This is a genomic window from Citrobacter sp. Cpo071, from assembly GCF_030332765.1.
GTDB lineage: Bacteria > Pseudomonadota > Gammaproteobacteria > Enterobacterales > Enterobacteriaceae > Citrobacter > Citrobacter portucalensis.
In genome coordinates, this window is sequence record NZ_JAOWHE010000085.1 from 963,604 (window position 1) to 982,797 (window position 19,194).

A 19,194-nucleotide genomic window follows, 5' to 3' on the forward strand; every position below is an offset into this window, starting at 1 on the left:
ATAAAATCCACGCAATTGCGTGGATTTTTCATTTCGTAGCATCTCAGAGGATCCCGCTGCTGCGCATCTGAAAGTTGGCAACAAACACGATGACCAAAAAGGCTGAGCTATTTTGGCAAAGCAGCAGTAGCCACGTGAGCGTACTCATATTGAGGCGCGCGGAAGCCAGGGGCTGTCTACCCGCACGGTATCCCGGTGATCGAGCCCCTGGATAAGATGCAGCGCGCTAAGACGACCGATTTCATAGTGCGGCAGCTGTACCGTTGATAGCGGCGGCAAAAAAAGCTCGCCGGTGCCCACCATATTGTCATAGCCCAGCACAGCGACGTCCTGCGGAATGCGCAGCCCTCGCCCCAGCAAGAGCTGGTAGATAACAAAAGCCACGCGGTCGTTACCACACACCACCGCATCGAACATCGGGCGCGCGGCGCTCAGGTAATGCCCTGCAATCTCCGCCGCATCAATATGGTGGCGCTCGCCCGGCGGAAGATAGTGGTGGAACATTGCATCAGGGTCGACACCAGCTTCACGACAAGCCCTTTCCATTCCCGCCCGACGGCGATCGGTCGCCACAATTCCTTTCGGCAGGTGGATGCACAGCAGTCGGCGATAGCCTGCGGCCAACAGCGCTTTCACACCAAGATATTGCCCTTGTTCATCATCCGGAATATAGGTGGGAAAAGGGCCGCTTGTGCTTTCACAGTTCGCCAGCACGCAGCGATACTTATGCAGCTTTTCCGGTACCGGTACCTGGCGCAGTCCCATCGCGGTGTAGATAATACCGTCCGGGCGATGCGCCAACAGCAGATCAACCATTTTCTCTGGCTTGTCATTGCTGAACATATTCACCACAAAGCTATTCCAACCGTGTGCCCGCGCGGTCTCCTCGATAGAGAGCGTTATCTCCACGGAAAATGGCGTAGTCATGGTGTCCAACGCCAGCACCCCAATCGTGTTAGCTGTGGTTTTCGCACCACGAATTTTTTTAGCGGAGAGATCGGAGACATACCCCAGCGCATCTACCGCTTCCATCACCTTTTTATAGGTTTCAGGCCGTAGCCGTTCGGGCTCGTTAATCGCCCGCGATACGGTCATTAACGAGACGTTAGCCCGCTGCGCCACATCCTTTAAAGATGCCATACCCTCTCCTTCGCCGGTGTTCACTTTGCCGGGGTCTAAAAATGCGATCTCGATAACACCTGCAAAATGTTAACGTTAACTTTTGTGATTAACATCGATATTACCATCAAATCTGCGAGAAAACCGAGAATGTTAACGTTATCTTTTGGACAATTCACTTACAGGGACAAGCAAATGACGTCACTACTTTCCAAAGCCAACGAAGCCTTAAGCCAGCAGAAAGACCTTATAAACCCGCGCTGGTATCCACGCTATCACCTGGCGCCACCGGCGGGTTGGATGAATGATCCCAACGGTCTGTCCTGGTTCGATGGTTACTACCATGCGTTCTATCAGCACTATCCGTGGCAGCCGGTCTGGGGACCAATGCACTGGGGCCATGCGCGCAGCCGCGATATGGTGAACTGGGAGCACTTACCCATCGCACTGGCACCAGAAGGGCCGGAAGATAAAGACGGCTGTTTTTCCGGTTCAGCGGTGGTTGAAGGTAATAAGCTGGCCCTGATCTACACCGGACACAAGTTTGACGGCGAGGCGAAAGAGGAAAACCTGTATCAGGTACAGTGCCTGGCCACCAGCACCGACGGGATTCACTTTGAACGCCAGGGCATGATTCTGGATACCCCGCGAGGCGTACACCATTTTCGCGATCCGAAAGTCTGGCAAGAGGGAGACAACTGGTACATGGTGGTGGGCGCCCGGGTCGATGACGTGGGCGAAGTGCAGCTCTATCGCTCGCAAGATCTACAGCACTGGCAGTTTGCCAGCACGCTCGGCAGGGCCGATGACGGCATGGGCTACATGTGGGAGTGCCCAGACCTCTTCCCACTCAACGATAAGCTCGTCTTCATGTTCTCGCCTCAGGGCATCGCCGCAGACGGATACGATTGCCGTAACCTGTTCCAGAGCGGCTATATGGTCGGCGAATGGCAGGATAATCTCCATTTTCACGTCACCCACGCCTTCCAGGAGATGGATCACGGGCATGATTTTTACGCCCCCCAGTCATTTACCACCCCGGATGGGCGCCGCATCGTGATTGGCTGGCTGTCGATGTGGGAATCGCCAATGCCAGAACAAGCCGACGGCTGGGCGGGCATGCTTACCCTCCCCCGCGAGGTGACGCTCGATACCGATCAGCGGCTGCGTATGAACCCGGTGAAAGAGCTGGAATTATTACGCGGTGAGCTTCATGTCTGGCCGGTCAGCGAACTGCACAATCGCACCCTGATGGTAGAGGAGCAGGCGCACGCTATTGAAGTCGAACTGAGCATCGATATCGCCCGCAGCAGTGCTGAAGAATATGGTATCGCGCTGGGTGGCGGACTACGGGTCTACGTCGATGCTCAGGCACAGCGTCTGGTGCTGGATCGTCGCTACCCGCAGCATGGTCTCTCTGGTTATCGCAGCGTGCCGCTGCCAGTTGGTGACCGGCTGGATCTGCGCTTATTTATCGACAGCTCCTCGGTAGAGGTATTTGTCAATCACGGTGAATATACCCTTAGCAGTCGTATTTATCCTGAACCGGACGATCGCCAACTGACCTTATTCAGCCTGAACGGACACGCCATTTTTAATCAAGGGCATGCCTGGCCGCTCAGCGCCAAATAAACACCCGTCCTACTGCTTTGGAGAAAAATAATGACTATCTGGACGCTCGGAGACGCTGTGGTGGATTTATTGCCGCGCGACAATATGCAGTTTGAAGCCTGCGCGGGAGGCGCTCCCTTCAATGTGGCAATCGGCGTGGCTCGCCTTGGCCGCGCCAGCGGTTTTATTGGCCGTGTGGGCAATGACACTTTTGGTCGATTTCTGCATCAGACGCTGGAAACAGCGCAGGTGGATACAGGAAGTCTGGAGTTTGATGCACATCAGCACACCAGTACCGTACTGGTTTCACTGGCTCCCAACGGCGAGCGGCAGTTTGAGTTTTTGGTCAATCCATCTGCCGATCAATTTCTCAGCCCGGCGAGCCTGCCCGACTTTGGCGCCGATATTCTGCACTTCTGCTCGCTGGCGCTGGTTGCCCCTGACTGCCGCGCCACCCTCACCCAGGCTATGGCCTCATTGCGACAGACCGGCGGCACTCTGAGCTTTGACATCAATCTGCGTCCGCAGATGTGGAGCAACGAGATGCAGATGTTTGACCTTGTCAACGAGTTTGCCCGGCAGAGCGACATTCTGAAGATGTCGGAAGAAGAACTGCTGTGGCTAACGCAGACCAACTGTCTCAGTAGCGCCTGCGAACGTCTGGTTGATTTTCCTGCACGCCTGAAAATCGTCACCCGCGGTGCCGACGGCGCTATCGCTTTCTGGCAAAACAGCAGGCTAACTTTAAGCGGCTATAACGTCGAAAGTATCGATACCACCGGCGCCGGTGACGCCTTTATGGCCGGGCTGCTGGCGGCACTCGCCGAGGAAGGCTGGCCCAAATCGACGTCAACGCTACTTCCACTTATCGAGCAGGCCAGCGCTTGTGGTGCTCTGGCGACCACCCGGCGTGGCGCGCTAAGCGCGTTTCCCGACAGCCAACACCTGAGCAGCTTTATTCAGTCACAACCGTCGCTACGGAGAACGATTACCCCGAAATAAAGCGCACTCGTTACGTCGTATCAGAAAGACCTTACAATGACCTGATCTGGATTGGAAAAATCATGAAGATAAATATGCCGTTCAGTAATGACAAATATCGGTACTCGTCCGGGTATCTGCTTTTTTTCTTTGCCGCCTGGTCGTTGTGGTGGTCTTTTTATGCGATATGGCTAAAAAATAAACTTGGCCTGTCCGGAACGGAGCTGGGAATGCTGTATGCCGTAAACCAGTTCTTTAGCATGCTGTTTATGCTGGTCTACGGTTTTCTGCAGGATAAGCTCGGCACCCGTAAACACCTTATCTGGCTGATGGGGATAGTCATCACGCTCAGCGGCCCGTTCCTGATTTATGTTTACGAACCGCTGCTGACCTCCAACTTCAAACTTGGTATGGCGCTGGGAGCCATTTTCTTTGGCCTTGGCTACCTCGCTGGTTGTGGTCTGGTAGAAAGCTTCGTCGAAAAAGTGAGCCGCAAATTCAACTTTGAATTCGGCACCGCCCGCTTGTGGGGATCGCTTGGCTACGCCGCAGGGACATTTGTTGGCGGTATCTTCTTCAGCATCAACCCACACATTAACTTCTGGTGCGTATCGGTAATGGGGGTGTTATTCCTGTTGATTAACGTGTTGTTCAAAACCAACTCACCCGCCCCATCTTCTGTAAAAACGCGTTCTCCTGAACCTGACGCGCTGACCCGAAAGGATTTTCTCACTATCTTTAAAGATACGCAGTTCTGGTTTTTCGTTATCTTTGTCGTCGGCACCTGGTCGTTCTATAGCATCTACGATCAGCAGATGTTCCCGGTGTTTTACGCCAGCTTATTTGACGATCCCGAACTGGCACCACGCGTATACGGCTATCTCAACTCGGTACAGGTCTTTATGGAAGCCGTCGGTATGGCGCTGGTTCCATTCCTGATTAACCGCATCGGGCCTAAATCCGCATTGCTGCTGGGTGGCACAATCATGACCTGTCGAATCCTGGGTTCAGCACTGTTCACCGATATCTATATTATCTCCTTGATTAAAATGCTTCATGCGCTGGAAGTTCCACTGTTTGTTATTTCAGTGTTTAAATTCAGCGTAGCGAATTTTGATAAACGCCTGTCATCAACGATATATCTCATTGGCTTCAATATCGCCAGTTCCATTGGCATTATCGTGCTGTCACTGCCTGTCGGTAAGTTGTTTGATAAAGTGGGCTATCAGGAAATCTTCCTGATTATGGCCAGCATTGTGATAATAACACTAATATTTGGCTATTTCTCGTTGAGCAAAAAGCATCATCAGCAGAAGATGGGAAATGAACTGGTGACAGAGTAGCGAAGTTTAAAATATATCGGACAGGGCCATTGGCCCTGTCGTATCCCCCAACAGTAAGTACGAACTGTCGATTTACTCAGGCATGTTCCAGCCAGTTGCGGAATATTTTCGCTCGCAGTATTCCCTGAAAATCAATCAGCCCAGAACAACCAAGTTTCTTGATCAGATTCTGCCTGGCCTGGTAAATCGTTTTTAAATGTAGATTTAACAAGGCGGATATCTCAAAAATAGTTCGCCCCTCCCCTAACTGCGTTAAAATATATTTATCTCGCGCAGTCAGAGAAATATTTAGTTCCGACTGATTGTCGTGTATACCGCCAGAATGAGTAATATCAATAATAAATTGTTTGAATGTGGCAACGCTAACATCTATTGGCAGTCTGTAAAGTGATAAATCATTGAGATATCTGTACAGATGACCATCAATCAGCAGTACCAGACGATGCGTTTTCAGATCGTAATTTTGCCTTTTTACCGCCTCAAAGTGATTGGCGGTGAAAAAAACCAGATGCGTCTTATCATCTTCGAAAACAATATCTGCAAGAATATTCTTTAGCCCTTGCCTGATAAAAATATCATCAATCCATAACTCTGCGTTTCCAGTGTGTTCCTGAACGATGTTCATCATTATGGCCTCAATGAAAAATCACAATTGTTCTAGAGAGGGTGCTATGTATAGTCTTAATCAAAAAAATGCTCAGCATGAGTGCTTTCAGCATATAACAAAGGTACTGTACATATTATATTAACATGAAGACTTTTTAGACGTCGTCAGCTGTGTAGCGCAGCACTATTTCCAGGGTTTTTCTGATAACATCTGCCTGGACAACGTCAACTGTTGATTCCAGAGAACTAATCAGGCTTAAAATGATGTTTTTATTATTAACATTATCACCTGCCAGAATTACATTGGTTACCGCCTGACCCAATACCACAGACTCATCTGCTAATAGCTCACCTGCATTATGGAAGTAACTTGATAAAGCTTTATCCGTCATTACACTGTGGACATTAATTTCATGAAGCATGGTAACCTCGCTTGTATAGTCTGGAAGATTATCTTTAATGTAATTTAGGGTTTTTGCTGGCACTGAAAGCACTCTCATCTCTGGTTTTATCCGGTTTTCTACTTATCTTCCCCGGATTAATGTTTGTAAAATCATTGATAACGCTGTCAATTAATTGCTTGCGTGTGCCATCTATTTCACTGGCCTGCATAAGTCGCAATTGCTTAATCACTGCAGCTAACGAAACGTCTGTATGCATTCGCAAAATTTCTAGCACAGCCAAACCTGTAATTTCATGTTTCAGGCGTTCACTATCAGTTTTCTTCATAACTCCTTCACTACTTACCCCTATAAGTAAGGGGTTTATTTTATTCAAAAAGCAGGCCAATTAACGCATTGTAATGTTTCTGTTCTTTCTCCCCGGATGCTTTTTCAAGACGACACAGAAGCTTGGTGCAAAGTGATTTGCGGTTCAGATTTCGTCCATCCTTGAGTATCTCAGTGACGATTTCTCCCAATGTTTCCTGTTGAGTTGGCAGATGCGCCTTCGCAAAGTAACGAGAAATCGCGCTTGCAGTATCAGTGCGAACGGTATGCTGCTGCATGTCATGCTCCTGTAACAAAATGCTGGTGAATATTAAGTTTTATAACAGTAGCAAAGTTGTACCAAAAATGTGTACAAAGCGAACCATCAATTTTTATCAAAAAGTGCTAAATCAATACAACCAGTAATTTAGATAAATATCAAACTACATAAAATCAAATTCAGTTGTACAATCCACTTCGTTTAACGAATGAATTCGATCTTTTTAAGGGCCTTTGTTTGTAAAAATAAAGTTATAATAATGTATTAAAATCAGGACATAAGCTGGTTTGTTTGATATTGTCCATATCTCTTCCCTTCCCTTGATCCCGGACTGTCCATGCTCACGACCATTATTTACCGTAGCCATCTACGTGATGACGCCCCCCTCAGAGCGCTTGAGGATATGGTGACAGCCGCAAATCTAAAAAACCGGCGATCCGATGTTACGGGGATTTTACTCTTTAATGGCCGCCACTTTTTCCAACTGCTTGAAGGACCTGAGGAGCAGGTAAAAGAGATTTATCGTTGTATATGTAACGACCCACGGCACCACAATATCGTTGAGCTGATGTGTGATTACGCGCCTGCGAGAAGATTCGGAAAGGTGGGAATGGAGTTATTTGATTTACAAAAACATGAACGCAATGACGTCCTGCAAGCGGTACTTAACAAGGGAACATCAAAATTTCAGCTCACCTATGATGACCGGGCATTACAGTTTTTCCGCACATTTGTCCTTGCGACGGAAAAATCGAGTTATTTTGAAATACCTGCGCCTGATTACTGGAGCTTTATTGCCGACAACTCTTGTAATCTCCTGGATGAAAGCACACTCCCGTCCAATATCGATTTCAGCTTTGCTTTTCAACCCATTATCGATCCTATGTCGCAGCGCGTCATTGCTCTGGAAGCACTTATTCGTGGTAGAGACGGTGAAACGCCCGCAACTTATTTTGGCAACTTAAATCCTGAAGAACTGTATACCGCGGATCTGCAGAGCAAAAAGACTGCTTTTGCAATGGCAAGCGCGCTGGGACTTAACGACAAAATGCTGTCAGTCAATCTGCTCCCCATGACCCTGGTAAACAAACCCGATGCAGTCAGCTTTCTGATAAACGAAATCGCGGCGCACGGACTGGTGCCTGAACAAATCATTGTAGAGTTTACCGAAAGCGAAGTTATATCGCGCTTTGATACGTTCGCGCAGGCCGTAAAGTCACTCAAGGCTGCGGGGATCTGTGTGGCGATAGATCATTTTGGGGCAGGTTTTGCCGGGCTTCAGCTTCTGTCTCGTTTTCAACCCGACCGAATTAAGATAAGCCGCGAGCTGATCACGGATGTGCATAAAAGTGGACCAAGACAGGCCATCATTCAGGCAATTATCAAATGCTGCGCTTCTCTGGAAATCATGATTTCCGCAGTCGGCGTTGAAAAACCTGAAGAGTGGATGTGGCTTGAGTCCGCAGGTATTGAAATCTTCCAGGGTAACCTTTTTGCACAAGCCTGCCTGAATGGTATTCCGTCTGTTGCATGGCCAGAGAAAAATGATTTCTCAGCGTCAAAATAACTAACGCATTGTTATAAATAAACAATCACCACAACCGCCCTCATGCTGAACATAAAAATTCAGCATTTACTCCCTGCGTGATAGTAAAGTAAATCTTAATTTTGCTAGAATCCTCTGTATGTTTTGTACAATTTGATGCATGTTGTACAAAGTAACAGGAACCGCATATCGGTGACGGAGAATCAGGAGTGTCCGGGGGAACTATGGCTTATTACAGCATTGGGGATGTCGCAGAACGTTGCGGGATAAATCCTGTTACCCTTCGGGCATGGCAACGACGTTACGGTTTACTCAAACCTCAACGCAGTGAAGGTGGCCACCGACTCTTTGATGAAGAAGATATTCAGCGTATTGAAGAAATAAAACGTTGGATTAGCAATGGCATACCTGTTGGGAAAGTTAAGGCATTGCTGGAAACCAGTACCCGTCAAGCTGACGACGACTGGAATCAATTACAAGAAGAGATGATGAGCATTCTTCGCATGGCGCATCCACCGAAGCTGCGAGCCAAAATTACCGCACTCGGTCGCGTTCACCCCGTAGATGCGCTGATCGATCACGTTTATCTTCCCGTACGTCAACGGCTGATACTTGACCATAATACATCCCGCATAATGAACAGCATGCTTGATGGCGCATTGATTGAATATGTTGCCACACTGCTGTCTGAAACGCGGCGCAAGTCAGGAAAGGATGCCCTCCTGATGGCCTGGGATGTTGAAGACAGAACCCGTCTGTGGCTCGAAGCCTGGCGCTTATCGCTATCTGGTTGGCATATTGCCGTTCTGGCTGAACCCATTGAATCGCCAAGACCTGAACTTTTCCCTGGGCAAACCCTTTTTGTCTGGACCGGTATTACGCCAACCCGCAGACAAAATGAACTGCTCCAACACTGGAATGAACAAGGTTATAAGGTCATTTTCCACAGCCCGTAACCTACACGTAATACGTGTAAGATAAATCATACAACTCTCATTTTTTGGCTGGTTATTATGAGTACCCCCCAAGGAATATGTTGCCCTCTATCCTCCTGACTTAACCCCGGTCATAGCATAAAAATAAAACAATATACTAACCCATTGGTATTATTTTTTTGCAGACGACATCACCTTTTTCCTAAGTAAAATTCATTAGATCAACTGGCGTACGTCTAATACTTATTCTAGGGTTAAATTATGTCTTCTTGTGCCACATTATTGTTTTTCTAAAGTAATAAATGTGGTTATTTGAAAAAGGTAAAGGATATGGCTCTAGTCTTAGACAAACGCTTAATTCTTTGTTGCTGCGCCTTTTCCATTATTTCTGTGGCAAATGCAGCAACCGTTAACGGAACATTTCAGGTGCTGATGACGATTCAAAAGGCCTGTACCGTAACTGCCGGTTCGGCTTCAAATATTACACTTGGTCCGGTGAATACCACGGCGACAAATACCAGTGCAAGCAACACTATTTCAATTAATTGCTCAAAAACCACGCCCTATTTTATCGGTCTGGCACCGTCGGCTGCCAATGGAGGGACGACAACAGGATCTGGCGCCATGTCCTCCGTAGCTAACGCTGCCACCAATACCGACAAAGTGCCCTATCAGCTAAATCGTACATCAGCAACAGGTCCGGTGTGGGGGAATACCGCCACCGACACCGCACCTGGAAATGGGGTAGCGGCGACGGGTACAGGTCTGGCGCAAACGTATACTGTTTATGCCACCGCACCGAGCGCCAACTTCACTCCTGACGACTATGCCGACACGGTAACGGTTAACGTTAACTACTAACTTCAGGAAGCCATATGAGAGTAAAACTGCCTGTAAAGCAGTGTGCCTGCGCATGCCTGCTAGGGATGGTTGCGAGCGTCAATCTTGCCACCGCCAGCGGACTGCAAATAGCCCCGGTCACGTTAACGTTGCAAGCGACGCAAAATGCCGATGGTATCTGGCTGAGTAACGCGGGTGAAAATGTGCTCAATGCCCAGGTTCGGGTTTTTCGCTGGAGTCAAAGCGCTTATGACGACAAACTCTCCCCCTCTCAGGGGCTGGTGATTAGCCCGCCGATGTTGGCATTGGCCCCTGGAGAACGACAGCTGATACGCGTTATTCGTACAAGCCCTCCCTCGGCACATGCCGAAGACGCTTATCGTTTGTCGATAGATGAGTTACCGCCTGCAAAAGTAGAAAAAAACAAGCTTCAGTTTGTGCTGCATTATTCTGTTCCCGTTTTCATTCAACCAACATCAGCGGCACAAACGCAGGCAAAACTGCAATGGAAATTACAGCAGCTGGATGGCAAAAAATTTATTGAAGTCAGTAATCAGGGAAATGGGCATGCACAGTTATCTGCTGCAACATTTATAAGCCCTGACGGTACTAAAAAAGTCATTACACCCGGACTATTAGGCTACGTTTTACCCGGATCAACAATGCGCTGGATAGTTTCCCCGTCAGCCAGGAATAATCATTACGGCGGGAAAGTTGAAGTCACAATCAATGGCCAAAAAACAGTACAAGATCTGTAACAGATCCTGGCTTCTGGTGAAATATTGCTTTCTCAATGGAGTATTAATATCGGGAATGGTTTGCGCACAAACGCTGAATAATAACCAGAACGAAAATAATGTTATTAATAGCGCCTCACAGATTACGGGAGTCGATTTGTATCTCGACGTCACCTTAAATGGGAATCCCGTTGGGCTGGTACATTTTGGCTACGATAATGGAAAGCTTTATGCAGGAGCAGATACTCTGCGTAAAATGGGCTTTCGCTTTGCTCCAGACGCCACTAACGCCGTCTGCCTGAACGATATCCCCCAGCTAACCATTGACTACAACGTTCAGTTGCAAACGCTCTCGCTTACTGCGCCGCTCAGTTCACTCGATCTTGCGACCACGCAGCTTAACTCGCCCACCGAAACCGCGCCAACGGCAACAACATCACGCGGGGCGCTGCTCAATTATGATATCTATACGCAACAGGGGGATGAAAGCGCAATCAATACCTTCAGCGAAATTCGCGCCTTCAATGCGACCGGCGTGCTCAGCACCACTCAGTTGACGCAGTACTCTACCGAGGAATATGCCGATAACAGCGTTGAGCGCCTCGACACCAGCTGGCGTACGTCATTTCCTGATTCGATGTTGGCGTTAACCGTGGGCGATACCCTGACTAGTTCACTCATCTGGTCCCGACCGACGCGAATCGGCGGCATTCAGATAGGCACCGATTTTGGGTTACAGCCCTATATGCCAACCACCCCGCTTCCAGCATATCTGGGATCCGCGACGTTACCGTCAAACGTTGAGCTGTACGTCGACGGCGTCAGGTACTACAACGGAGAAGTCCCCGCAGGTAGCTTTCAGATCAACACAATGCCTAACATCAGCGGCGCGGGAACGGGTCAGGTGATGATGACAGATGCGTTGGGCAGAACGAGCGTACAAAATTTCTCGTTCTACAACGATCAGCAACTCCTGCGGGAAGGATTAACCGCCTGGTCGGCAGAATTAGGCACGGTACGCGAAAATTATGGTTACTCCTCTTTTGATTATGCCAGCGCACCAGTATTGAGCGCTACGTGGCGTCGCGGGTTTAGCAATACGTTCACCGCCGGGACTCACGCGGAAACCAGCGATGGACTGATTAACGCGGGCTTCAGTAACGACTGGATCCCAGGAACCCGCAGCGGCACGTTTTCGACCTCACTTGCCGCAAGTACCGACTCAGGAAAGAACGGTTTTTTGTACAGTTTTGGTTACCGTTGGTCCGGCGAACGGTTTAATTTCAGTACCAGTACCACGGCAACTTCCGGCGATTATCGCGATGTCGCCACCCATTACGGTGAGCCGCCCCCCACGCTTAACAGCAACACGGTTATTGGTTATTCGCTGGAAGCAGCTGGAAATGTCAGCCTGAGCTATTTGCAGTTTCGATATCCACACGAAAATGCGGTGCGCTACGCCAATGCCAGTTGGTTTAAATCTCTCACCGACAACATCTCACTGAATGCCGGATTCAACCAGAACATTGACGACAACCGCGATCGTAGCCTCTATCTGATGGTAACCATCACGACCGACAACAATCTGAGCGCCAGCAGCACCCTACAACGTACCAACGACGAAACCGGTTACCAGCTCAACGCCAGCCTGACGCCCCCTGCTGACGGCGGCTGGGGCTGGAATCTGGCTGCCAGTCAGCAGGCTTCCCGGCAAAGTGGCCAGGGAGAAGTGGGATATCTGGGACGTTATGGTAAAGCGTACGCGGGATTCAGCCGTTTACCGGATAATCATTACGGTTATGCAGGCGCAACCGGATCGCTGGTGACTATGGGAGGCGGCCTGTTTGCAGCAAGAGAAATCAATAATGGTTTTGCCGTCGTCTCAACTGACGGCGTGCCTGATGTTCCGGTCAAATTGCAAAATAACCTGATTGGTCGCAGCGATGACCAGGGACTACTGCTGGTCACACCGCTTAACAGTTATCAAAAAAACCTGATCAGTATTGACCCGATGGATCTCCCTGCCAATATGCGGATCGCACGCGTTGAGACGAATGCCACGCCAGCCGATCGTTCCGGTACTTTGGTTAGCTTTGGCATCACCCCCGTCCGCGCTGCGCAGATTATCCTCGTCGATAATCAGGGTAAGCCAATTCCTGAAGGCAGCATGGCTTACGCCATCAACGGAAAAGGACAATCGTCTGTCGTTGGCTTTGATGGAATGACATGGTTCGACACCCTGGAGCAGCACAACACGCTGCGCGTTGAGACGGACACCGGTAGTTGTCGCGTGCAATTTGACTATCCCGCGTCAGCAAAGGGGATTGTGCAAATAGGCCCACTGGTTTGTCGCCCACACTAACAGGAGTGCGCTCATGAGGTTAAGACATCTGCTACTCATCGCTGCCGTACTTTTTTGTCCGGCAATTAGCCATGCGGTAACCTGTTCGGTGAGCAATGTGCAAGCCATAAATTTAGGTTCGGTCAATCCACTGTCTGCGACAGGCGCAACGTCATCAATGACGTTCAGTTACACTTGCACCAAAGAGCTTGGTGACGTGCTGGCAGGGATCAATCTCTGTTTTAATATTGGCGCCTCGGCCGTCAGTGGCCAGGTGACACCGCGAAATATGTCGTTAAGCGGAAACCCCGCCAGAACGCTGGCATACCAGCTTTACCAGGATAGCGGGCGCACCAAAGTCTGGGGCAGCCAGTATCAGTCGGGAACCACTTTTCCGATGGTACAGCTTAACCTGCTGAATCTGACGCCAGTGACCGGTTCACTCACGGTATCGGCGCAGATCGTCACGCCACAAACGGCAGCCGTCCCCGGAAATTATCAGGATAGCTATACGACGGCAACAGCCCTTGTCACCCTTAATCCTGGATTGCTTTTCCCGCCGACCACCTGTGGTGATACCGTTGCCGCCAGGTTTCCTTTCACCGTCACAGCTGCTGTCAGCAAACAGTGTAATATCACCTCCGCGACTAACATCAGCTTTGCCCCCACCAGCGGAACGGGTCGTAATCTCACGGCGTCAAACACCGTTGGCGTAGCATGCTCTAATAACACCCCTTACACCATCGGACTTCAACCCTCCAACGGCAATACGGCAGGCAGCGGCGTGATGGCAGGCACGGGGTCAAATACGGATAAAGTCCCCTACCAGCTTAGTTCGACGCCAGGTCCTTCCGGTACGATCTGGGGCAATACTGCGCTTAATACCGTTGCAGGCAACGGCACGGGGACAACGACTACCTACCCGGTTTACGCCACCGTTCCCAGCGCGAACTACACGCCAGACAACTATGCCGATACTGTCACCATCGCCGTGACCTACTGACGCCCAGCTTAACAGCAATAAAGCAAACACATTTTATTATCATATTATTTACTTTTAGAGGTGCGTCATAAATCTGACAAATTGCGATTTTTACAAGTTATGCATATTAAACTACATAAACCGCAAAACAACCGCGATGACAGCCAAAATAAAGAATAACTATTCACTACCAAGCCAAAACCCACACTACTCATACCGATAATCCGTGTTAGCCAGGCAGGCTGTTCTATGAAAAAAATGTTAAATTTAGGTTTATATGGTGAGATTCACTGTATACCACGGCCAAATTAAGAACATATTACTTTTATAACTAAGGTTTATCATGGATAAGTTATCTTACGCTTCAGATAGCAGCACATCTGCCTGGAATACCTACCTGCAACAAATCGAGCGTGTGGCCCCTTACCTGGGCGAACTTTCCCATTGGGTGGATACCCTGCGCCACCCAAAACGCGCGCTGATTGTCGATATCCCGGTGCAGATGGATGACGGCACTATCCGTCATTTTGAAGGGTATCGCGTGCAACATAACCTCTCCCGCGGTCCGGGCAAAGGCGGTGTGCGTTATCATCCTGATGTTGATCTTAATGAAGTGATGGCCCTGTCTGCATGGATGACCATCAAATGCGCAGCGTTGAACCTGCCGTACGGCGGAGCCAAAGGCGGTGTGCGCGTCGATCCGTTCTCACTTTCTGAAGGTGAACTGGAGCGTTTAACCCGCCGTTATACCAGCGAAATCGGCATTATCATTGGGCCGCAGAAAGACATTCCTGCGCCGGATGTAGGTACGAACGGAAAAGTCATGGCCTGGATGATGGATACCTACTCCATGAACCACGGCACCACCGTGACCAGTGTGGTCACCGGTAAACCTATTCACCTCGGCGGCTCGTTAGGCCGTGATAAAGCCACCGGTCGCGGCGTTTTCGTCAGTGGTCTGGAAGTCGCGCGTCGTGCGAACATTGAAGTTGAAGGCGCTCGCGTGGCGGTACAAGGTTTCGGTAACGTCGGCAGCGAAGCCGCCCGCCTGTTCGCCGCAGCGGGTGCGCGTGTCGTCGCTATTCAGGATCACACCGCAACGCTGTTTAACTCCACGGGTATCGACATGACCGCGCTGTCTGCCTGGCAGTTGGAGCACAAACAGATTGCCGGTTTCCCAGGCGCTGAAACCATCGCCAGCGAAGCCTTCTGGAGCGTGGAGATGGATATCCTGATCCCTGCCGCGCTGGAAGGACAGATTACCCGTCAGCGTGCAGAAATACTGACCTGCAAACTGGTACTTGAGGGCGCTAACGGCCCGACTTACCCGGATGCCGATGATATGCTGGCAAGCCGCGGTATCATCGTGGTACCTGACGTCGTATGTAACGCAGGCGGCGTAACCGTCAGCTACTTCGAATGGGTCCAGGACATGGCAAGCTTCTTCTGGAGTGAAGAAGAGATCAACAATCGCATGGACAAAATCATGACTGATGCGATGGTGCACGTATGGGAAAAAGCAGCTGAGAAATCCTGCTCCCTGCGTACAGCAGCCTACATTGTTGCCTGCGAACGCATTCTGCTGGCACGTAAAGATCGCGGAATTTATCCGGGCTAATACCGATAATTTTCCCTCGCATAAACCACCTGCCTGGCAGGTGGTTTTTTTTAGCAAAATCCTGCACGTAGTCTTTCCCCATTAAATACTGCCCGATCTCTCATTTTCGCTGTTTTATGCACCACTACGTTTCAATATGGAACGTTATAAAATGATGGCGTTCCGTATTGAAACGCCCTTCACAGCAATTTTCTTTTGCGTACCCGTGTGCAAAATTACCTTATCGGCAGCGAGCGGTCGCCGTGACGTTGAACCAACCGATACCCTACATCAGATGCCTGCCCGAATTTGGCAGCCATCCAGGACTGTCTGCGGAGCATAAATAATGAAAAAATTGATCAACCGTGTTGAAGACGTACTGAATGAACAACTCGCCGGACTGGCGAAAGCGTATCCTTCCCTGGCACTGCATCAGGATCCGGTATATGTCACCCGCGCAGATGCGCCGGTGATGGGCAAAGTGGCTCTGCTTTCCGGTGGCGGCAGCGGACACGAACCTATGCACTGCGGCTACATTGGTCAGGGCATGCTCTCTGGCGCCTGTCCAGGTGAGATTTTTACCTCACCCACGCCGGATAAAATGTTCGAATGCGCCATGCAAATTGACGGTGGCGAAGGCGTGCTGCTGATAATCAAAAATTACACCGGCGACATTCTTAATTTCGAAACCGCCACCGAGCTGCTGCATGAAAGCGGTGTCAAAGTCACCACCATGGTGGTGGATGACGACGTGGCGGTGAAAGACAGTTTGTATACCGCCGGTCGACGTGGCGTGGCGAATACCGTATTGATCGAAAAACTGGTCGGTGCGGCCGCCGAACGCGGTGATTCGCTGGAAGCCTGTGCGGCGTTGGGCCGTAAGCTGAATAACCAGGGCCACTCCATTGGCATAGCCATTGGCGCCTGTACCGTTCCAGCCGCCGGACAACCGTCGTTCACGCTGCAGGATAACGAAATGGAGTTTGGCGTAGGTATCCACGGGGAACCCGGCATTGACCGTCGCCCCTTCACCTCTCTCGATCAGACCGTTGATGAAATGTTCGATACCCTGCTGGAAAACGGTAACTACAGCCGTACACTCCGCCACTGGGACAACGTCCAGGGCGAGTGGCAGGAAGGTAAAGAAAGCAAGCGTGCGTTACAAAGTGGCGATCGCGTTATTGCGCTGGTCAATAATCTCGGCGCGACGCCGTTGTCTGAACTCTTCGGCGTGTATAACCGCCTGGAAAGCCGTTGTCAGGATGCAGGCATCGTCATTGAGCGCAACCTGATCGGTTCTTACTGTACCTCTCTGGATATGACCGGTTTCTCGATCACCCTGTTACATGTAGATGACGAAACGCTGAGCTTATGGGATGCACCGGTTCACACCCCTGCCCTCAACTGGGGTAAATAAGGAGATTCATGATGTCCCTCAACAGAACGCAAATTGTTAACTGGCTCTATCGTTGCGGCGAGATCTTCACCACAGAAAGTGATTTTCTCACCGGACTTGACCGGGAGATCGGCGATGCCGACCACGGTCTGAACATGCATCGTGGTTTCAGCAAAGTCGTTGAAAAGCTGCCGTCCATCGCAGACAAAGACATCGGCTTTATTTTGAAAAACACCGGTATGGTGCTGCTCTCAAGCGTCGGCGGGGCCAGTGGACCGCTGTTTGGCACCTTTTTTATTCGCGCCGCCCAGGTGACTCAGGCTCATCAAAGCCTGACGCTTGAAGAGTTGTATCAAATGATGCGTGATGGCGCAGAAGGTGTGATTAGCCGCGGTAAGGCTGAACCTGGCGACAAAACCATGTGCGACGTCTGGCTACCGGTTGTCGAATCCTTACGTCAGTCCTGCGAGCAAAAGTTAAGCGTACAGGCAGCGCTGGAAGCGGCAAGCCAGCAAGCGGAAGCCGCAGCACAAAGCACCATCACCATGCAGGCTCGCAAAGGCCGTGCCAGCTATCTTGGTGAGCGCAGTATTGGGCATCAGGATCCCGGCGCAACGTCGGTCATGTTTATGATGCAAATGCTAGCTCAGGCGTCCAGAGAGTAAGGATAAAGCGATGGTAAACCTGGTTATTGTTTCTCACAGCGCCCAACTGGGCGAAGGCGTCGGTGCGCTGGCCCGGCAGATGTTAATGGGCGGTGATTGCAAAATCGCCATTGCCGCAGGCATTGATGATCCTGAGAATCCGATTGGCACCGATCCGATCAAGGTGATGGAAGCCATCGAGTCCGTGGCCGATACGGACCACGTGCTGGTGATGATGGATATCGGTAGTGCATTACTGAGTGCGGAAACCGCGCTGGAACTGCTCGACCCTGGCATTGCCGCCAAAGTGCGTTTGTGCGCAGCACCACTGGTTGAAGGCACACTGGCCGCGACGGTTAGCGCCGCCGCGGGTGCTGATATCGATCGGGTCATCCGTGATGCCATGAACGCCCTCGACGCCAAATGTGAGCAACTGGGTTTACCTTCGCCATCCGCAGCGAAACCCGCATCTGCTGTACAGTCTCCCGATGCAGATGCCCGTTCTGTTGCCATTGTGGTGAAAAACCCTAACGGCATCCACGTTCGCCCGGCTTCGCAGCTTGTTTCCGCGTTGTCTGGTTTTAACGCCGACATGTGGCTGGAGAAAAACGGCAAGTGTGTGGTTCCTGATAGCCTGAATCAGATAGCTCTGCTGCAGGTACGCTGTAATGACACGCTGCGCCTGATTGCCAAAGGCGAACAGGCAGAGGATGCGCTGGCCGCATTTAAACAGCTGGCAGCAGAGAATTTTGGTGAATCGCTCGAGTCCGCTAATGCTGATAACAAGGCAACTCAGGCTCCCTCAAAAGTCACGGGGACGGCATTCTGTTACACGCCATTCTCACCCGAGGTAAACCCGCAGCCAGCCACATCACTCCAGGCTGAGCAGCAGCGATTACAGACCGCCATCCAAAGTACGCTGAACGATCTGAGCGAACTCACCGCACTTGCTGAAGAACGATATTCCGCAGATATCGCCGCCATCTTCTCCGGTCACCATACGCTGTTGGACGATCCTGAACTGTTTGAAATGGCCTGCGATGTAATGCGCGAAAAGCAGTGCAGCGCCGCCTGGGCCTGGCATCAGGTGCTGAGCGATCTCAGCCAGCAGTATTTACAGCTCGATGATCCTTATCTGCAGGCGCGATACATTGATATTGAAGATTTGCTGTCCCGTTCACTGCAGCATTTGACGGGAGAGAGCGCACAAATTCCCGCGTTCTTGCGCCCCACTATCCTGGTCGCTGATGTCATTTATCCGTCTACGGTACTGCAACTCGATCCGAAGACCATCAAAGGTATCTGCCTGCGGGACGGCAGCAAAGCCTCGCATCCGGCGATTATCGCTCGTGAAATGGGTCTGTGCTGGATGTGTCAGCAAGGCGCGGCTCTCGATAGCATCAAGATGGGCGATACTCTGACCATTGACTGTGTCACACAGCGGATAACCCGCGCAAACTGATTCCGAAGCACACCCTTTCCAACAAAGGGTGTGCTTCTTCTCTATTCACGCCGGGAAATGTCTGTTT

Annotated in this window: 18 protein-coding genes; 13 read left to right on the forward strand and 5 right to left on the reverse strand. The window is 50.5% G+C overall.

Annotation, left to right across the window (positions count from 1 at the left end; translation table 11 throughout):
• Positions 1-144: 144 nt before the first annotated feature.
• Positions 145-1,140 (reverse strand): LacI family DNA-binding transcriptional regulator, encoded by a 996-nt coding sequence (locus tag OGY09_RS21735; protein WP_032943717.1) that lies wholly within the window; start codon positions 1,138-1,140, stop codon positions 145-147.
• Between the two features lie 174 nt (positions 1,141-1,314).
• On the opposite strand from OGY09_RS21735, the gene OGY09_RS21740 reads away from it, so the two are divergent.
• From OGY09_RS21740 to OGY09_RS21750, 3 genes are all read left to right on the forward strand, one after another.
• Positions 1,315-2,751 carry a glycoside hydrolase family 32 protein gene (locus OGY09_RS21740; RefSeq protein WP_032943718.1) on the forward strand — a complete coding sequence of 479 codons (1,437 nt, stop codon included), beginning with the start codon at positions 1,315-1,317 and terminating at the stop codon, positions 2,749-2,751.
• 30 nt (positions 2,752-2,781) lie between these two features.
• A complete protein-coding gene (locus tag OGY09_RS21745; protein WP_032943719.1) occupies positions 2,782-3,732 on the forward strand; it encodes a PfkB family carbohydrate kinase in 951 nt (316 codons plus the stop codon).
• A gap of 62 nt (positions 3,733-3,794) precedes the next feature.
• The gene (locus OGY09_RS21750) at positions 3,795-5,054 is read left to right on the forward strand and encodes an MFS transporter (RefSeq protein WP_032943720.1); all 1,260 of its coding nucleotides are present in this window, start codon (positions 3,795-3,797) and stop codon (positions 5,052-5,054) included.
• A gap of 76 nt (positions 5,055-5,130) precedes the next feature.
• On the opposite strand, the gene OGY09_RS21755 is transcribed toward OGY09_RS21750, so the two are convergent.
• From OGY09_RS21755 to ycgZ, 4 genes are all read right to left on the reverse strand, one after another.
• Positions 5,131-5,682, reverse strand: a complete 552-nt coding sequence (locus tag OGY09_RS21755; protein WP_032943721.1) for a LuxR C-terminal-related transcriptional regulator — start codon at positions 5,680-5,682, stop codon at positions 5,131-5,133.
• 133 nt (positions 5,683-5,815) lie between these two features.
• Positions 5,816-6,082 carry a biofilm development regulator YmgB/AriR family protein gene (locus OGY09_RS21760; protein WP_008784990.1) on the reverse strand — a complete coding sequence of 89 codons (267 nt, stop codon included), beginning with the start codon at positions 6,080-6,082 and terminating at the stop codon, positions 5,816-5,818.
• Between the two features lie 34 nt (positions 6,083-6,116).
• Entirely contained in the window at positions 6,117-6,389 is a 273-nt protein-coding gene (locus OGY09_RS21765; protein ID WP_008784991.1) for a hypothetical protein, read from the reverse strand.
• A gap of 40 nt (positions 6,390-6,429) precedes the next feature.
• Positions 6,430-6,666, reverse strand: coding sequence for a regulatory protein YcgZ (gene ycgZ / locus OGY09_RS21770; RefSeq protein ID WP_003833500.1), 237 nt, complete (start codon positions 6,664-6,666; stop codon positions 6,430-6,432).
• 318 nt (positions 6,667-6,984) lie between these two features.
• On the opposite strand from ycgZ, the gene OGY09_RS21775 reads away from it, so the two are divergent.
• The 10 genes from OGY09_RS21775 to dhaM all read left to right on the forward strand — a co-directional run bounded on the left by OGY09_RS21775 (position 6,985) and on the right by dhaM (position 19,127).
• Positions 6,985-8,214 (forward strand): diguanylate phosphodiesterase, encoded by a 1,230-nt coding sequence (locus tag OGY09_RS21775; protein WP_032943723.1) that lies wholly within the window; start codon positions 6,985-6,987, stop codon positions 8,212-8,214.
• A gap of 203 nt (positions 8,215-8,417) precedes the next feature.
• Complete coding sequence (locus tag OGY09_RS21780; protein WP_032943724.1) at positions 8,418-9,149, forward strand: MerR family transcriptional regulator; 732 nt, start codon at positions 8,418-8,420, stop codon at positions 9,147-9,149.
• 309 nt (positions 9,150-9,458) lie between these two features.
• On the forward strand, positions 9,459-9,989 hold the full coding sequence (locus OGY09_RS21785; RefSeq protein ID WP_003833507.1) for a Csu type fimbrial protein: 531 nt from the start codon (positions 9,459-9,461) through the stop codon (positions 9,987-9,989).
• A 14-nt stretch (positions 9,990-10,003) separates the two neighbouring features.
• Positions 10,004-10,726, forward strand: coding sequence for a fimbrial biogenesis chaperone (locus tag OGY09_RS21790; RefSeq protein WP_003833508.1), 723 nt, complete (start codon positions 10,004-10,006; stop codon positions 10,724-10,726).
• Between the two features lie 55 nt (positions 10,727-10,781).
• Positions 10,782-13,067, forward strand: coding sequence for a fimbria/pilus outer membrane usher protein (locus OGY09_RS21795; RefSeq protein WP_032943726.1), 2,286 nt, complete (start codon positions 10,782-10,784; stop codon positions 13,065-13,067).
• 13 nt (positions 13,068-13,080) lie between these two features.
• Positions 13,081-14,049 carry a Csu type fimbrial protein gene (locus tag OGY09_RS21800; protein WP_032943727.1) on the forward strand — a complete coding sequence of 323 codons (969 nt, stop codon included), beginning with the start codon at positions 13,081-13,083 and terminating at the stop codon, positions 14,047-14,049.
• Between the two features lie 322 nt (positions 14,050-14,371).
• A complete protein-coding gene (locus OGY09_RS21805) occupies positions 14,372-15,646 on the forward strand; it encodes a Glu/Leu/Phe/Val family dehydrogenase (RefSeq protein WP_032943729.1) in 1,275 nt (424 codons plus the stop codon).
• 325 nt (positions 15,647-15,971) lie between these two features.
• Positions 15,972-17,042, forward strand: a complete 1,071-nt coding sequence (gene dhaK / locus OGY09_RS21810) for a dihydroxyacetone kinase subunit DhaK (RefSeq protein WP_032943731.1) — start codon at positions 15,972-15,974, stop codon at positions 17,040-17,042.
• Positions 17,043-17,053: 11 nt separating this feature from the next.
• Positions 17,054-17,686, forward strand: a complete 633-nt coding sequence (gene dhaL, locus OGY09_RS21815) for a dihydroxyacetone kinase subunit DhaL (protein ID WP_020996617.1) — start codon at positions 17,054-17,056, stop codon at positions 17,684-17,686.
• Positions 17,687-17,696: 10 nt separating this feature from the next.
• A complete protein-coding gene (gene dhaM, locus OGY09_RS21820; protein ID WP_032943732.1) occupies positions 17,697-19,127 on the forward strand; it encodes a dihydroxyacetone kinase phosphoryl donor subunit DhaM in 1,431 nt (476 codons plus the stop codon).
• Positions 19,128-19,194 lie beyond the last annotated feature (67 nt).

What these genes read in the sequence shown, in the direction of transcription:
- OGY09_RS21735 (WP_032943717.1), bottom strand. Translation starts at nt 1,140, where the DNA reads ATGGCATCTTTAAAGGATGTGGCGCAGCGGGCTAACGTCTCGTTAATG.
- OGY09_RS21740 (WP_032943718.1), top strand. Translation starts at nt 1,315, where the DNA reads ATGACGTCACTACTTTCCAAAGCCAACGAAGCCTTAAGCCAGCAGAAA.
- OGY09_RS21745 (WP_032943719.1), top strand. Translation starts at nt 2,782, where the DNA reads ATGACTATCTGGACGCTCGGAGACGCTGTGGTGGATTTATTGCCGCGC.
- OGY09_RS21750 (WP_032943720.1), top strand. Translation starts at nt 3,795, where the DNA reads ATGAAGATAAATATGCCGTTCAGTAATGACAAATATCGGTACTCGTCC.
- OGY09_RS21755 (WP_032943721.1), bottom strand. Translation starts at nt 5,682, where the DNA reads ATGATGAACATCGTTCAGGAACACACTGGAAACGCAGAGTTATGGATT.
- OGY09_RS21760 (WP_008784990.1), bottom strand. Translation starts at nt 6,082, where the DNA reads ATGCTTCATGAAATTAATGTCCACAGTGTAATGACGGATAAAGCTTTA.
- OGY09_RS21765 (WP_008784991.1), bottom strand. Translation starts at nt 6,389, where the DNA reads ATGAAGAAAACTGATAGTGAACGCCTGAAACATGAAATTACAGGTTTG.
- ycgZ (WP_003833500.1), bottom strand. Translation starts at nt 6,666, where the DNA reads ATGCAGCAGCATACCGTTCGCACTGATACTGCAAGCGCGATTTCTCGT.
- OGY09_RS21775 (WP_032943723.1), top strand. Translation starts at nt 6,985, where the DNA reads ATGCTCACGACCATTATTTACCGTAGCCATCTACGTGATGACGCCCCC.
- OGY09_RS21780 (WP_032943724.1), top strand. Translation starts at nt 8,418, where the DNA reads ATGGCTTATTACAGCATTGGGGATGTCGCAGAACGTTGCGGGATAAAT.
- OGY09_RS21785 (WP_003833507.1), top strand. Translation starts at nt 9,459, where the DNA reads ATGGCTCTAGTCTTAGACAAACGCTTAATTCTTTGTTGCTGCGCCTTT.
- OGY09_RS21790 (WP_003833508.1), top strand. Translation starts at nt 10,004, where the DNA reads ATGAGAGTAAAACTGCCTGTAAAGCAGTGTGCCTGCGCATGCCTGCTA.
- OGY09_RS21795 (WP_032943726.1), top strand. Translation starts at nt 10,782, where the DNA reads ATGGTTTGCGCACAAACGCTGAATAATAACCAGAACGAAAATAATGTT.
- OGY09_RS21800 (WP_032943727.1), top strand. Translation starts at nt 13,081, where the DNA reads ATGAGGTTAAGACATCTGCTACTCATCGCTGCCGTACTTTTTTGTCCG.
- OGY09_RS21805 (WP_032943729.1), top strand. Translation starts at nt 14,372, where the DNA reads ATGGATAAGTTATCTTACGCTTCAGATAGCAGCACATCTGCCTGGAAT.
- dhaK (WP_032943731.1), top strand. Translation starts at nt 15,972, where the DNA reads ATGAAAAAATTGATCAACCGTGTTGAAGACGTACTGAATGAACAACTC.
- dhaL (WP_020996617.1), top strand. Translation starts at nt 17,054, where the DNA reads ATGTCCCTCAACAGAACGCAAATTGTTAACTGGCTCTATCGTTGCGGC.
- dhaM (WP_032943732.1), top strand. Translation starts at nt 17,697, where the DNA reads ATGGTAAACCTGGTTATTGTTTCTCACAGCGCCCAACTGGGCGAAGGC.